General features: G+C 66.2%; 12 protein-coding genes and 1 tRNA gene. 6 read left to right on the plus strand and 7 right to left on the minus strand.

The window, feature by feature from the left end; all coding sequences use genetic code 11:
* The first annotated feature begins 39 nt into the window (after positions 1-39).
* From rplM to SM191_RS00320, 5 genes are all read left to right on the plus strand, one after another.
* On the plus strand, positions 40-519 hold the full coding sequence (rplM, locus tag SM191_RS00300) for a 50S ribosomal protein L13 (protein ID WP_037568175.1): 480 nt from the start codon (positions 40-42) through the stop codon (positions 517-519).
* Positions 519-1,064 carry a 30S ribosomal protein S9 gene (gene rpsI, locus SM191_RS00305; protein ID WP_267433259.1) on the plus strand — a complete coding sequence of 182 codons (546 nt, stop codon included), beginning with the start codon at positions 519-521 and terminating at the stop codon, positions 1,062-1,064. Before rplM ends, rpsI begins: the two co-directional genes overlap by 1 nt.
* Positions 1,065-1,233: 169 nt before the next feature.
* Complete coding sequence (locus SM191_RS00310) at positions 1,234-2,124, plus strand: DMT family transporter (RefSeq protein WP_341504433.1); 891 nt, start codon at positions 1,234-1,236, stop codon at positions 2,122-2,124.
* 198 nt (positions 2,125-2,322) lie between these two features.
* Complete coding sequence (locus SM191_RS00315; RefSeq protein WP_341504435.1) at positions 2,323-3,123, plus strand: hypothetical protein; 801 nt, start codon at positions 2,323-2,325, stop codon at positions 3,121-3,123.
* A gap of 38 nt (positions 3,124-3,161) precedes the next feature.
* The gene (locus SM191_RS00320; protein ID WP_341504436.1) at positions 3,162-5,393 is read left to right on the plus strand and encodes a glycoside hydrolase family 3 N-terminal domain-containing protein; all 2,232 of its coding nucleotides are present in this window, start codon (positions 3,162-3,164) and stop codon (positions 5,391-5,393) included.
* On the opposite strand, the gene SM191_RS00325 is transcribed toward SM191_RS00320, so the two are convergent.
* The 4 genes from SM191_RS00325 to lepA all read right to left on the minus strand — a co-directional run bounded on the left by SM191_RS00325 (position 5,390) and on the right by lepA (position 9,418).
* Positions 5,390-5,995, minus strand: a complete 606-nt coding sequence (locus tag SM191_RS00325; RefSeq protein WP_341504437.1) for an ATP-binding cassette domain-containing protein — start codon at positions 5,993-5,995, stop codon at positions 5,390-5,392. The genes SM191_RS00320 and SM191_RS00325 overlap by 4 nt on opposite strands.
* Positions 5,985-6,674 carry a molybdate ABC transporter permease subunit gene (modB, locus tag SM191_RS00330; RefSeq protein WP_341504438.1) on the minus strand — a complete coding sequence of 230 codons (690 nt, stop codon included), beginning with the start codon at positions 6,672-6,674 and terminating at the stop codon, positions 5,985-5,987. The genes SM191_RS00325 and modB overlap by 11 nt, the downstream gene beginning before the upstream one ends.
* A 7-nt stretch (positions 6,675-6,681) precedes the next feature.
* Positions 6,682-7,434: a molybdate ABC transporter substrate-binding protein gene (modA, locus tag SM191_RS00335; RefSeq protein WP_341504439.1), complete on the minus strand. Its 753-nt coding sequence runs from the start codon at positions 7,432-7,434 to the stop codon at positions 6,682-6,684.
* Positions 7,435-7,606: 172 nt separating this feature from the next.
* Positions 7,607-9,418: a translation elongation factor 4 gene (lepA, locus tag SM191_RS00340; protein ID WP_341504440.1), complete on the minus strand. Its 1,812-nt coding sequence runs from the start codon at positions 9,416-9,418 to the stop codon at positions 7,607-7,609.
* Between the two features lie 112 nt (positions 9,419-9,530).
* Here lepA and SM191_RS00345 point away from each other — a divergent pair, with 112 nt between their 5' ends.
* A complete protein-coding gene (locus SM191_RS00345) occupies positions 9,531-10,523 on the plus strand; it encodes an SH3 domain-containing protein (protein ID WP_341504442.1) in 993 nt (330 codons plus the stop codon).
* 920 nt (positions 10,524-11,443) lie between these two features.
* On the opposite strand, the gene SM191_RS00350 is transcribed toward SM191_RS00345, so the two are convergent.
* The 3 genes from SM191_RS00350 to SM191_RS00360 form a co-directional block, all read right to left on the minus strand.
* Positions 11,444-11,520 (minus strand) — tRNA-Pro (locus SM191_RS00350).
* Positions 11,521-11,638: 118 nt separating this feature from the next.
* Positions 11,639-12,457, minus strand: coding sequence for an ATP-binding protein (locus SM191_RS00355; protein WP_341504443.1), 819 nt, complete (start codon positions 12,455-12,457; stop codon positions 11,639-11,641).
* 45 nt (positions 12,458-12,502) lie between these two features.
* Positions 12,503-14,521, minus strand: coding sequence for a tetratricopeptide repeat protein (locus SM191_RS00360; protein WP_341504444.1), 2,019 nt, complete (start codon positions 14,519-14,521; stop codon positions 12,503-12,505).
* Positions 14,522-14,523 lie beyond the last annotated feature (2 nt).

A 14,523-nucleotide genomic window follows, 5' to 3' on the forward strand; every position in this document is an offset into this window, starting at 1 on the left:
GGCGGCGTGTTGCATTTCAAACCGAAAGGTCTCACGCCCATGAAGGCGCTCATGAAGACCACCAAGGCGGCCAAGCCGCACGAGGTGGAGAAGAAGTGGCATATCGTCGACGCCGACGGCCTGGTTGTCGGCCGCGCCGCCACCATCATCGCGAACATCCTGCGCGGCAAGCACAAGCCGAGCTTCACCCCGCACGTGGATTGCGGTGACAATGTCATCGTCATCAATGCGGACAAGGTGCGCTTCACCGGCAACAAGCTGGGCCAGAAGGTGTATTACAAGCACACCGGTTATGCCGGTGGTATCAAGGGCATCACCGCCGCCAAGGTCCTGGAAGGCCGCTTCCCCGAGCGCGTCCTGGAAAAGGCCGTCGAGCGCATGATCCCCCGTGGTCCGCTGGGTCGTCAGCAGATGCGCAACCTGCGCATCTTCGCCGGCACCGAGCATCCGCACGCCGCTCAGAACCCCGAAGTCCTCGACATCGCGTCGATGAACCGCAAGAACAAGGTGGGCGCATAATGTCCGACAACCGCCAGTCGCTCGCCGATCTCGGCGCCACGCTGAACCAGCAGGCCGCTGCCGCGACCGCACAGCCCGCCGTCGAGGGTGAAGCCCCCGCCGCCGCTCCCGTCGAGCGCGTCAGCACCACCCCGCTGCGTCAGCAGGAACTGGACAAGTTCGGCCGCGCCTATGCCACCGGCCGTCGCAAGGACGCCGTGGCTCGCGTCTGGCTGAAGCCGGGTTCGGGCAAGATCACGATCAACGGCCGCGATCAGGAAGTCTATTTCGCGCGTCCGACGCTGCGTCTCGTCATCAACCAGGTGTTCGGCATCACCGAGCGCGAAGGCCAGTATGACGTGATCTGCACCGTCAAGGGCGGTGGTCTGTCGGGCCAGGCCGGTGCGGTCAAGCACGGCATCAGCCAGGCGCTGACCAAGTACGAGCCGGTTCTCCGTGCTCCGGTCAAGGCCGCCGGCTTCCTGACCCGCGACAGCCGCACGGTCGAGCGTAAGAAGTATGGCCGCGCCAAGGCGCGTCGCAGCTTCCAGTTCTCGAAGCGCTAAGACGCGGGCAGCCGTGGATTGCGCGAGCAATCCACGGACTTGCCACGGTGGGCGGCAGCGTCGGCACAGCCGACGATGTCCGACCGCGTGGCCAGGCTTTGCTACCGAAGGAGCGGTCCGGCAACGGGCCGCTCTTTTTCGTTCGAGGCAAGTTCAGGACGAATAACCCATGTCCAACCCGTTATGGATTCCCGCCACGGTCGCCGCCGCGACCTTCCAGGTCGGCCGCAACGCCCTGCAACGCGGTGTCATGTCGTCCTCGGGGCCATGGGGTGCGACGCTGGTGCGGTTCCTGTTCGGGCTGCCCTTCTCGATCCTGTTCGTCACCGTCGCCCGTCATTTCACGCCGGGTGCGGATCTTCACTGGTCCGGGGCTTTCTGGTTGTCGGCCATCGTCGGCGCGACGGCGCAGGTACTCGCCACCGCCGCGCTGCTCGACGCCATGCGCCGCTCGGGTTTCGCGGTCGGCACCGCGCTTCAGCAAAGCTCGCTGCCGCTGGCCGCCCTGCTCGGCCTCATTGTCTATCACGACCGGATCAGCGCCATCGCATGGGTCGGTGTCGTCATCACCACCATCGGTCTGGTCGCCCTGTCCTGGCCACCACCCGAACAGCGTCGCGCCTCGCTGATCGGGGTCGCGATGGGACTGGCGTCGGGCCTTTTCTTCGGTTTCTCGCTCAACGCGTTCCGCCATGCGGCGCTTGCGCTGGACTCCTCGCACCCGGTGTTCGCCGCGCTGGTCTGTGTCGCGGTGGTGCAGGCGATGCAGAGTATCGCGCTCGGCCTGATCCTGGCCTGGCGCGATCCCGCCGCCTTGACCGAAGTGCTGCGCCGATGGCGTCCGTCCCTGGGGGCCGGGCTGTGCGGCGCCTGCGCCTCGGCGGGCTGGTTCGTCGCGCTCGCCCTGTCGCCCGCCGCGCCGGTCCGGGCGCTGGGCATCATCGAAGCTCCGATCGCCGCCATGGCCGGGCACCGGCTGTTCCGTGAGACTCTGGGCGCGCGGCAGATCCTGTCGGGTGTCGCCATCATCGTCGGGGTCCTGCTGACGACGCTGTTATAGGCCCCATCGACATTCAAGCTGCACAATCTTCATTCCTCCCCTTCCAGGGGAGGAAACGTCGCTCCCCGCCCAATGTCAGCCTTTGACTGGCCGGAATGTCACCCGGACTTCATCCGTTGGCCATTCGCCTCCGCGCAGACTGCCCCTGACAACGCGGGCAGGTCGTCGTCCGACGCCGCATTCAACAGGGTCATCCACATGAGCTATCGTCGCCTGTCTTCCATGCTTCCCGTCTTCGCCCTGACGATAGCCGCCAACACCGCCCCGCCCTCGGTCGAGATTTCACGGCCGTTCGACCTGAAACCGGGCTGGCAATTGCTCGTAACCCAGGGGCCGGAGACCCCCGACCCGTTCGGCGCAGGCACGGAGAAGGTCCCCGGCGAACTCCATCTTTGCGTCACGCGCGACGACGGGAAAAGCTGTCGCCCGTCGCTCGACACGATGCTGGTCAGAGCCGGACAGGCGACCATCTATGACCGACCGCGTTATCTCGAAGACGTGCGCATCATCCGGCCCGAACCCAATCATCCTTTGCTATGGGTGCAAGCCGCCAGCCTTCACGGCGGCAATGGGGATCAGGTCGTGGGGACCATGGTCCTCGGCTATGACCAAGCAGGTGACCGGTTCGTGCCGGTCTATGATCTGAAGACCGGTCGCAACAACAATCAGGCGGTTCGCTATATCGAAAACGGGCCCTTGCGCGGCGCGATCATCTCCGCCGAACCGACGTCGGACGCGCCCTTTGCCTTCTGGATCACGGTGAACCGGCTCGGCACGTCGCAGCGCTATGCCCCCGTGCTGCGCTATCGCAGCGTGACGCGCTATGGCGACGGCAATCCCCTGCCCGTGATCGACTCCGACATGCCCGAGACGCTGCGCCGCCTGAAACTATGGGCGCCCGGCACCCCGCCTCCCCATCCCGCCCATTGCAGCGCCCCGCGCCTGACCCACGGCGCACTCTGGTGCGGCGACCTTGCCCCCGCCGCCCCTCGGCGGTAGCGACATGACAAAATCATCATGTTGCAGGAGAGCGTGCCATGTCCCCCACCCTGGATCGTCGCCAGATGCTCAAGGCTGGCGCGACCATCGCCGGGCTGTCCTTGGGGGGTCGGGCGCTCGCGCAATCCGACCGGATCGAAACGCTGATCGGGCGGATGACCCTGGCCGAGAAGGCCGGGCAATTGTCCTGCTTCTCCGACCAGATCCGGCCCATCGGCCTGCCCTTCAACCCCGGCCTGCCCGCGCGTAACGACGCCGCCGCGCAATTGGCGCGCATCCGTAAGGGCGAGATCGGGATGCTGTTCAACGGCGTCGGCTATGCGGGAGCGAAGGCGGCACAGGATGCCATGATGCAGACGCGGTTGAAGATCCCACTGATCTTCGCGGGCGATGTGATCCATGGCCTTCGCACCGCCTATCCGCTGCCGATCGCGGAGGCCTGCGCCTTCGACCCCGACCTGGCCGAGCGCACCGCCCGAGCGGCGGCAATCGAGACGACCGCGCTGGGCATGCAATGGACCTTCGCCCCCATGGTCGATGTCGCGCGCGACCAGCGCTGGGGGCGCGTCGCGGAGGGTTCAGGCGAGGATGTGTATCTGGGCACCAGGCTCGCCGTCGCGCGGGTGCGCGGCTTTCAGGGGCGTGACCTGCGCGACCCGACCAGCGTCGCCGCCTGCGCCAAGCATTTCGCCGCCTATGGCGCGGTCAGCGGCGGCATGGATTACAACTATACCGAGATTTCGCCCCAGACCCTGCACGAGGTTCACCTCGCCCCCTTCAAGGCCTGTGTCGATGCCGGGGTCGCGACGATCATGTCGGCGTTCAACGACATCCACGGCGTGCCGTCGTCCGGCAATCACTGGCTGCTGACCGACCTTCTTCACAAGCAATGGGGTTTCAAGGGGATGGTCGTCGGCGATTACACCGCCGATGAGGAATTGATCGCGCATGGCTATGCCGCCGACGGCCGCGACGCCGCGAAGAAGGCGTTCCTGGCGGGGATGGACATGGCCATGGCCTCCAACCTGTTCAACCTGTGGCTGCCCGATCTGGTCGAGAAGGGCGAGGTGCCCATGGCCCGACTGGACGAGGCGGTGCGGCGTGTCCTTTCGCTGAAGGACGCCATCGGGCTGTTCGACAATCCCTATCGCTCGATCAGCCGAAAGGCGGAGCGGAGCCAGGTATCGACACCCGCCATGCTGAAGCTTTCGCGCGAGGCGGGCGCGCGCTCGATCGTACTGTTGAAGAATGAAGGCGATCTGCTGCCGCTCAAGGCCGATCCGGGGCGCATCGCGTTGATCGGGCCGTTCGGTGAGGACCGGGACAATGTCGTCGGCACCTGGGCCTTCATGTCGGATGCCCGGCTGAACGTCTCGGTCGCGGAGGGTCTTCGAAATCGCAAGCTGACGGTCGATGTGGTCAAGGGTTCGGATGTCGAGGCGGCCATCCCCGGCGGGATCGACGCGGCGGTGGCGGCGGCGCGCGCGGCGGACGTGGTGTTGCTCGCTGTCGGGGAGACGCAACTCATGTCGGGCGAGGCGCAGTCGCGGGTTGAGATCACCATTCCACAAGCGCAGATGGACCTCGCCGAAGCCGTCGCCGCGACCGGCAAGCCGGTGGTCGTCCTGCTCCGCCATGGTCGCGCACTGGCGCTGCACGGTGCCGTCAAGGATGCTCCCGCAATCCTCGCCACCTGGTTCCTGGGGTCGGAGAGCGGCAACGCGATCGCCGACATACTGTTCGGCGATGTGAACCCGTCCGCCAAACTCTCGGTCAGCTTTCCGCGCGAGAGCGGACAGCAACCCTATCTCTACAATCACAAGAATACCGGCCGCCCCGCGCCCGACACCGGGGCTCAGGACTATAAGGCCCGCTACCGCGAGACGAAGAACGAGGCGCTTTATCCCTTCGGCTATGGCCTCAGCTATACCCAGTGGCAGGTTTCCGACGTCACGGTGCCGCCGCGCATGACCGACAGGATGGAGGTGAGCGCGACCATTACCAACACCGGCTCACGGGCGGGGTCGCAGGTGGTGCAACTCTATGTCCACGACAAGGTCGCCAGCCGGACCCGTCCGGTGCGCGAATTGAAGGGGTTCGAACGGGTGACGCTGAACCCCGGCCAGTCGCGGACCGTCCGCCTGTCGCTGACCCGCGACGACCTGCGCTTCTGGGGCGAGGATGACTGGGTAATCGAGCCGGGAGAATATGACCTGTGGGTCGCGACCAGTTCGGTCGATGGCGATCGCAAGACGTTCGAGCTGATCTAAAGCCGGACGATATCGGTGGCGATGCGTTCGGCTTCGTCCGGGTCGTGCGTGACCATCAGGATCGGGATACCCGTCCGGTCCCGCACGGCCACCAGCGCGTCGAGTATGTCCCCTCGGCGCGCACGGTCGAGCGACGATAGCGGCTCATCGAGCAACAGCACACGCGGGTCGCTGAGCAGTGCCCGCCCGATCGCCACCCGGCGAGCCTCCCCACCCGACAAACTGCGCGGCCAGCGGTCGAGCAGATGGCCGATACCCAGCATCGCGACGATCCCGTCGCTATCGCCCTCCCCGCGCCCCTGTCCGTAACGCAAATTGGCCGCGACCCGCATATGTGGGAATAGTCGCGGCTCCTGAAAGACATAGCCGATCCGCCGCCGCTCCGGCCGCACATCGATACGCGCGTCCGCATCGAACAGCGTCTCGCCCGCGACGCGGACATGGCCGGTTTCGGGACGGAGCAGCCCTGCCACCATTTGCAGGATGCTGGTCTTGCCCACGCCCGACGGACCGAACAGCACGGTGGCGCCCGGGCCGGTCGCGAAGCGCGCCGCGATCCGGCTATCCCCACGCAGGACGGAAACGTCGACGTCAAAGGACATGCAGACCCCGCCCCATTCGCCGCGCCAGCCATTCGGACGCGACCAGCGCGATCAGCGACAACACCACCGACACGGTCGCGAGCCGCCACACCATATCCTCGCCACCGGGCCGCTGGAGCGCGGAATAGATGGCGAGCGGCAGGGTGGCCGTCTCCCCCGGAACGTTGGAGACGAAGGTGATCGTCGCTCCGAACTCCCCGATCGAACGGGCGAAACCGAGCACGAGGCCCGCCAATATCCCCGGCGCGCACAATGGCAGGGTGATGGTTGCAAAGACTCGGGCCCGCCCCGCGCCCAGCGTTCGCGCGGCCTGTTCCAGACGGGGATCAACCGCCTCGATCGAAAGGCGAATCGCCCGCACGACCAGTGGCAGAGCCATCACCGCCGCCGCGATCGCCGCGCCGGTCCAGCGGAACAGCACGGTCGCCCCGAACCATTCGCTCAGCCAGCGACCGATCGGCCCCTCCGGCCCGAAGGCGAGGAGCAACACCCAGCCGGTCACCACCGGCGGGACTACCAATGGCAGATGGACGATGCCGTCGAGCAGCACCCGCCCCGGAAACCGCCCCCGCGCCAACAGCCATGCCAGGACGAACGCGATCGGCAGGGTCACCAGCATCGCCGTGCCGCCCACGAGCAACGATAGCCGGACGATCCCCCATTCCTCGGGTGACAGCATCAGGCCGTCATCGCGTCGAGAAACCGTAACGCCGGAAGATCGCCTTGCCCTCGCTCGACAGCAGGAAGCGGCGGAAGCCTTCGGCCTGGGGGTTGGTGGAGGCCTTCAACCGGGCGAGCGGATAGGTGATCGGGCTATGGCTGGCCGCCGGGAACAGGCCGACGACTTGGACTCGCGGCGACGCCTTGGCATCCGTCGCATAGACGATGCCGTAAGGTGCGGCTCCCCGCTCGACCAAAGCCAGCGCGGCGCGGACATTCTCCGCTCGCACGACATGCGGGGCGACGGCGCTCCATGCGCCCAGCTTTTCGAGCGCGGCCTTGCCATATTTGCCCGCCGGCACGCTATCCGTATCGGCCATGGCGAGCGGCCCCGCGGACAGCGTCTTTGCCAGCGTCCGCGTGGTCACCTGACCGCCCTTGCCCGCTGGCGCGATGACGACCAGCCGATTGCCCAGAAAGGCGCTGCGGGTCCGGTCGGCGAGCAGCCCGTCCTTCTGCAGGACGTCCATCCATTCCTCGTCCGCCGAGGCGAACAGATCGGCCGTGCCCCCCGCCTGCACCTGTCGCGCCAAAGCCGAGGAGGCGGCGAAGGAGATGACGGGGCGAGTATGCCCCTTCTTCGCCCAGCTATCGGCGGCGGCGGTCATCGATTCTTGAAGGCTGGCGGCGGCAAGAACCAGGGGCGCGCGATTCTGCGCGACGGCGGGCACCGACACACTCAGCGCGCCGAATAGCGCGAGGATGGAAAATGGTTTCATCGAAGGCGTCCCCCCTGAAGCGCCGTGATGGCGGCTTTTGGCTGTAACGCGCAAGGAACGATTTTTTCCCCGTTTGGGGAGGCGGTAAATGCTGTCTGGAATGGCGTCTATGCCCCTCCACCAGCTTCGCTGGTCCCCCTCCCCAAGCAAAGCTTGGGGAGGAATAAAGGGTTTACGCTTCGTCGCCCATGCGAAGGGCGGCGATGAAGGCTTCCTGGGGGATGCTGACCGAGCCGTACTCGCGCATCTTGGCCTTACCCTTTTTCTGCTTTTCCAGAAGCTTGCGCTTACGCGTTGCGTCGCCGCCATAGCATTTCGCGGTCACGTCCTTGCGCATGGCGCTGATCGTCTCGCGCGCGATCACCTTGCCGCCGATCGCCGCCTGGATCGGTATCTTGAACAGGTGGCGTGGGATGAGTTCCTTCAGCCGCTCGCACATGCCGCGCCCGCGCGTCTCGGCCGTGCCGCGGTGCACGATCATTGACAGCGCGTCGACCGGCTCTTCGTTGACCAGGATGCTCATCTTCACGAGGTCACCCTCGCGATAGCCGATCTGATGATAGTCGAAGCTGGCATAGCCCTTGGACAGCGACTTCAGCCGGTCGTAGAAATCGAACACGACTTCGTTGAGCGGCAGTTCATAGGTCGCTTGCGCCCGCCCGCCGACATAGGTCAGGTTCTTCTGGATGCCCCGCCGGTCCTGGCACAGCTTCAGGATCGAACCCAGATATTCGTCGGGGACATAGATGGTCGCCTCGATCCACGGTTCGCTGATCGACGCGATCTTGTTGGGATCGGGCATGTCGGCGGGGTTGTGCAGGTCGATCTGGCCGCCGTCATGGCTCAGTTCGATCTGGTACACCACCGAGGGCGCGGTGGTGATGAGATCAAGGTCATATTCGCGGGTCAGCCGCTCCTGGATGATCTCCAGATGCAGCAGGCCCAGGAAGCCGCAACGAAAACCGAAGCCGAGCGCTGCCGAGGTTTCCATCTCGAAGCTGAACGAGGCATCGTTCAGCCGCAGCTTGCTGATCGACTCGCGCAGCTTTTCGAAGTCGTTGGCATCCACCGGGAACAGGCCGCAGAACACCACCGGCTGGACTTCCTTGAAGCCCGGCAGCGCCTGCTCGGTCGGCTTCTTGGCGTCGGTCAGCGTGTCGCCGACCCGCGCCTGCGCCACGTCCTTGATCTGCGCGGTGATGAAGCCGATCTCGCCCACGCCCAGTTCGGTCAGTTGCTCGATCTTGGGACGGAAACAGCCGACCCGGTCGATCAGGTGGGTGGTGCCCGCCTGCATGAACTTGATCTGCTGCCCTTTTTTCAGCGTCCCTTCCATGACGCGGACCAGGATGACGACGCCCAGATAGGGGTCGTACCAGCTATCGACCAGCATCGCCTTCAGCGGCGCGGTCGCATCGCCCTTCGGGGCCGGGATATTCTTGACGATCGATTCCAGGATGTCGCCGATGCCGATGCCCGACTTGGCGCTGGCCAGCACCGCGCCCGAGGCATCGATGCCGATCACATCCTCGATCTCGGCGCGGACCTTTTCGGGTTCGGCGGCGGGCAGATCGATCTTGTTGATGACGGGCACGATCTCATGGTCATGCTCGATCGACTGATAGACATTGGCCAGCGTCTGCGCCTCGACGCCCTGCGCGGCATCGACGACCAGCAGCGCGCCTTCGCAGGCGGCCAGCGACCGGCTGACCTCATAGGCGAAGTCGACATGGCCCGGCGTGTCCATCAGGTTCAGCGTGTACGTCTCGCCGTCCTGCGCCTTGTACGCCAGGCGCACGGTCTGCGCCTTGATGGTGATGCCGCGTTCCTTCTCGATCTCCATATTGTCGAGAACCTGTTCGCTCATCTCGCGGTCGGTCAGGCCACCGGTGAACTGGATCAGGCGATCGGCAAGTGTCGACTTGCCATGGTCGATATGCGCGATGATGGAGAAATTGCGAATCTTGTCGAGCGGCGTGGTCATGATCCCGCAGCGCCTAGCCTGTCCTGCGTCGGAGTGCTAGACGCCTGCGCAGGATGCACGGTCATGGGGGCGGCAATCCCTGAAGGCCGTGCGGTTTGTTGGGGAGCTTACCGTGATCAAATCGTCCCTCGCCACCGTCATCGCCAGCCTTGGCCTGATCGTCTCCGGCCCCGTCGCCGCCCAGAAGCTCGCCAAGCCGAGCAGTGGGCAGCGTTTGCAGGAAGCCACCGCGAATGACGTGCCGCATTGCGCCCGCAAGCTGGGCACGCTGTCGATCGTCGATGGCGACACGTCGAGCGTAACGGGCGCCTGGAACCTCGCACCCCCGTCCAAGCTGCTGAAGGTGCTGGTCCAGCGGTCCGGCTGCTTCAACCTGGTCGATCGCGGTGCGGGTCTGAATGCGGCGGAACGCGAACGTGCGCTTGGCGGCAATCTGGGCCTGCAACGCGGATCGAATGTCGGCCAGGGTCAGGTGAAGGCGGCGGACTATGTCCTGGTCGCGGAGGTACAGGGCGCCAATTCCAATACCAGCGGCAGCGGCGCGGCGGCGGGCATCGGCGGCTTGCTGGGCGGGCGCGTCGGCGGCCTGCTGGGCGGCATCAAGTCGAAGAAGATGGAGGCCAACACCGTCCTCTCGCTGACCAATGTCCGCACCACCGAGACGATCGCCACCGAAGAGGGCTATGCCGCCAAGAACAATCTGTCGCTGGGCGGCGGCGGCTTCTTCGCGGTCGCCGGGGCCGTGGGTGGCGGCTACGACAATACCGATATCGGCCGCATCGTGACCCTGTCGTTCATCCAGGCCTATTCGAAGCTGGTGAGCGGCCTGGGCCTCATCACGCCGGGGGCCGCCGGAACGGCCGAGGCCGCGCCCGCCAAGACCTTCACGGCGCAGGCCGATATCGCCCTACGGAGCAGCGCGGCGGCCTCGGGCAATGTGATTCGCACGATCCCGGCCGGATCGACCGTCTATCCGACCGGGACGAAGAACGGCCTGTGGTGGGAAGTCGCGGATGAGAACGACAATGTCGGCTGGGTTCTGAACACCAAGCTCGCTCCGTCCGGCCTGTCCGCCGACCGTCCGTCGCTGCACAGCACGCACTGATCGATCCGTAGTGGAGCGTGGCCAGTGACTTTCCAAGCCCTGGCCCGCTTCTATCGTGACCGCCTCGCAACGCCATTGCGGGGCGGTTTTTCTTTACACGATCGCTGGGAAGGCCCGCAGAAAACAGCCATTTCCGTTCGACTGTTAATCGAGTGATTCGTCGAATTTTCTCGTCGCTCTGGAAGGCCGAGTTTTTCTGATTGGCCCAACCTTGTACCATATCGGGATTCCACCGCCGGTCACCGCGGCGATGTGACAAAATTACTATACATGCGGACAAGGCCACCTCTCAATTATTCTTTTGTTGGTCGGAAATATCCCGACGTCACAGAAGGGTACATTGATGAATATGTTTGCAGTGCGCATCGAGCTTAATGGGCCACCGCCTGGTGAGGCCTACAATGACCTGCACGACTTGATGGGAGGTGCTGGCTTCGATCGGAAGATCCGAGGCGATAGCGGTCATATCTATAAGCTCCCGAAGGGGCTATATTGTGGCCTTATGCCGACGGACAGTTCCGAAGCCGTGAGGAATTACCTGATGCCAATCGTCGCAGCGGTGGAGCCTGACTACGAACTGGCAGTATTCCGCTTTTCGAACGCGGCATGGGCGGTCCCAAACTCTGACGATCTCTAAGATACTTGATGGCTGACGGGGATCGGCACCGTTCCTGACTAGGAGGCCCCGGCGTGCGACAACGGGCCCACCGGTTCATATCGACCGTATCCAGGACACAGCATCAAGCGGGAGGGCGACCGGAAGGTCGCCCTCTTCGCATATGAGCGCGCAACGCCGCGAGCGAACATATCAGTGGGAAATGGGGACGGCTCGCCAATCGCACCGGATTGACACCGGAATAAGCCGATCCGCCGAGGTGCCGGCGGGGCCTCCTTTTGGAGGTGATTACAATGGTGTGAAATGGTCGGGGAGAGAGGATTCGAACCTCCGGCCCCTGCCTCCCGAAGGCAGTGCTCTACCAGGCTGAGCTACTCCCCGACTAGAGAGTACGGATCGGTTTTCTAAGCCTTTCGGGAAGGCCGATCCGTGCTGGAGGCGCGCCAATAGCCAGCGGTTCGGACGGGCGCAAGCGCTTTTTCATCTGTCGCTGAAATTATTACAGCGACCGCCCCATCCGGCCCGCCAGGTCGACCACATATTGCCACGCCACACGGCCCGAACGGTTGCCCCGGCGCGTCGCCCAGTTGATCGCCTCCGCCCCGTCGAACGGCAGGTCGTAGCGATCGGCATAGGCCCGTACGATCGCCAGATAGCCGTCCTGGTCGAGCGTATGGAAACCCAGGCTCAACCCGAACCTATCGGACAGCGCCAGTTGGTCGTCCACCACGTCGCGCGGATTGATCGCACTGTCCTGCTCGCCCAGATCGCGGGGCAGCAGGTGGCGCCGGTTCGACGTGACCAGCAACCGGACGTGTGCGGGGCGCGCCTCCGCCCCGCCGTCGAGCAGCGAGCGCAGCGCCCGCGCCTCGCTTGCGCCGTCGAACCCCAGATCGTCGATGAACACCGCAAAGGCACGGTCGACGCCCTCCAGAACGCCGAACAGTTCGGGCAGGCTGTCGAGCGTATCGACGGATACCAGCGCCAGCCGACCGGGGCGCTGGTGCTGCACGGCGGCGACGCCCGCCTTGACCAGCGCGGACTTGCCCGTACCCCGCGCGCCCCAGAGCAGTACGTCCTGTGCCGCATGGCCGTCCGCCAGTCGCTCCAGATTGGCGATCAGCGATTCGCGCTGACGATCCAATCCCTGAAGAAGCGACAAGGGCACCGGCGCAAAACCGCGCGCGGCGGTAAGCACGCCGTTCCGCCACAGATAGGCCGGATGCGCGAGCGGATCGGCGGAAGGCTGAGGCGGCGGGGCAAGACGTTCGAGCGCGGCGGCGATGCGTTCGAATATTCTGGGGTCGAGGTCGGTCATGGCGTGCCTCTAACCACGCCCCCCGCCTCCTGCCAAGCACCGGGCCTATAGCGCAGCGCGATGCCTCAGGATGACGGGATCGCCGGGCGCCAAAGCCAGTGCCTTGTCGAACAACTGCCGCGCGCCCGCTTCCTCGCCATCGGCGGCGAGCGCGACACCGTAAGCATCCGCCACCCCGGCATTCATCGGGCCGAGCCGATAGGCCGCCGCAGCATAACGCCGCGCCACCACCCCGTCGCCGCTCTCGGCATAGGCGATGGCCAGATCGTGCAGCAACGCAATGTCGCCTGGCCCCAGTTGCGTCCGCAACCCCTCCAGCGTCTCGATGGCGTCGTCCCATTGACCTGCGGCCATCTGCCACGCCGCCAACAGCCGGCGGGCGGGCACGCTTTGCGGGTTTTGCGACAGATACAGCCCCAGCGCCGTCGCCGCCGCGCGGGACTGGCCGATACGCTGATAGGCGTCGATCAGCCGCAGCATGGCGGGCTCGTCAAAGGTCAGATTGGCCGCGCGGGCATAGGGCCCGACCGCCTCGGTCATGCGTCCCGTCACCGCGAGCATATCGCCATAGGCCATTTGCGCGACCGCTGCGCCGGGGCTGACACGGACCAGCGCCTGCGCCTTTTGCAAGGCGGCCGCCTGAGCGCCATGGCTTGCGAGCCCCCGGATCAGCCCCAGCGCATAGGTCGGGTCGGTCGGCGAGCCGACGGCGGCGAGCGACAGGTCGCCGACCGGACGGTCCGAACGGAAGATGGCGGCATCGCCCCGCTGCGCCTTGGCGATCCGGTCGATCAGTGCGCTGCCATCCCCCGCTCGCGCCATGGCGGCCAAGCGAAGCGCATAGCCATCGGCATCCGCGCGCGACAGGATCGGGCGAAGCGTCGCCAGCGCCGCCGCTCGGTCGCCGATCCCGATCTGCGCCAAGGCCAGCAAGCGTCGTGCCGCGACGTTCATCGGCTGCATCGTCACCAGCCGCGACCAGACCCGCACGGCTCGCTGCGGGCGGCCCTGCGCATAGGCCAGCGCGCCGTCCAGCAAGGCGACCGAAGGCCGGGCGGCCAAGGCGCCCCCAGTCAATTGCAGCGCATGCTGCGCCAGCGCATATTGGCCCGCCCGCGCGGCGATCACCGCTTGCAGATACAGGGCCTCGGGACTGCCGGGTTCGGAGATCAGCGCGGTCCGCGTCGCCGCTACCGCATCGGACGCCCGACCCAAATCGCCCAGTGTCGCGGCATATTGGATGAGGGCGGGATGATAATAGGCATCGCGCGCCAGGGCCGCCCGGAACCAGGGAAGACCGGCGGTCAGGCCGTAGCGGGCGCGCACCACCTCCCCCTGCAAGGTCAGCGCGGCGGGGTCGGCGGGGGCCAGCGCCGCCGCCCGCGCCGCCGCCTGCGTCGCGCCGTCCATGTCCCCCGCCCCGAAGCGACTGCGCCCCAGATCGGTCCAGCCCCGCGCATCATCGGGAAAGCGGGCGACCAGTTGCTCCAGGCTTCGGCGAAGCACGGCACCGCCCTTGCCCTGCCGTGCGCGAAGCTGTGCGGCGACACGCATCATCGCGGCATCGCGCTCGGCGGGCATCCGGTTCACCGCGTCCTGCGCCCCGGCGACATTGCCCAGCAACAGCCGGGCCTCCGCCCGATCGGCGAGCGTCCGGACCCTCGGCACTCCATCGACCAGCGCACGGTCGAGCGCGGCCTCCGCCGTCACCCCCTGCCCCAGCAACAGGCTGGTCCGCGCGAGCATCATCTGCGCCTGGCCCGAGCGAGGGTCGGCCCCGGCGGCCTGCCGCGCCTGATCGTGCGCGGCATGGTAATTTCCCGCCTCCAGCGCCAGGGTCGCGCGCCGCAGCGCCTGCGCCGGATCGACCGGGGGACTGCCGCTGTAAAGCAGGGTCAGCAGCCCCGCGATCGCCAGGGCGATGGCCGCCAGGACCGCGACGATCCTGATCCGCCGCCGGATCGAACGCCGTCGCCAGATGCGACGCTTGCGCCGCAGCATCGGATAGGGGGTCGAGCGACGCCGATCACGTCCGGCATAAGGCGGCTTCGTCGCCTCACTCACGC

This window comes from Sphingomonas sp. 2378 (assembly GCF_038084995.1).
Taxonomy (GTDB): domain Bacteria; phylum Pseudomonadota; class Alphaproteobacteria; order Sphingomonadales; family Sphingomonadaceae; genus Sphingomonas.